Origin of the sequence: Paraburkholderia tropica (assembly GCF_914484835.1) — a bacterium.
GTDB classification, from domain to species: Bacteria; Pseudomonadota; Gammaproteobacteria; order Burkholderiales; family Burkholderiaceae; genus Paraburkholderia; species Paraburkholderia tropica_A.
On sequence record NZ_CAJZAR010000005.1, the window covers coordinates 1 to 357 of the forward strand.

At 46.8% G+C, this 357-nt stretch carries 1 tRNA gene; it reads right to left on the reverse strand.

Going from position 1 to position 357, the window contains the following annotated elements:
- Positions 1-281: 281 nt before the first annotated feature.
- Positions 282-357 (reverse strand) — tRNA-Ala (locus tag LDO54_RS01615).

Consider the following 357-nt stretch of genomic DNA (forward strand, 5'->3'; position numbering starts at 1 on the left):
GTGTCTTTTACAAGACGCACTCGCTACAGGTTGAGTATTCGTGTTGCGCCGTATTTCAAGGCAATCTTTCGATCACTTAAAAATACATTGATACAATCACAACCCTGATTCACTTACTCCACACCCATCTCTAAGTGTGTTTCAGATGAATCTCTTTACTACTTCTTCCTGATTGTTAAAGAACGACAGCCGATATGGTTTTACTCACATCGCTCTGACTGGCTCAATCGCCAATGCGAAATGCTCTGCTGAACTTCAGCAGAACGCTGTGCATTGAGGATTGGTGGAGGATGACGGGATCGAACCGACGACCCCCTGCTTGCAAAGCAGGTGCTCTCCCAGCTGAGCTAATCCCCC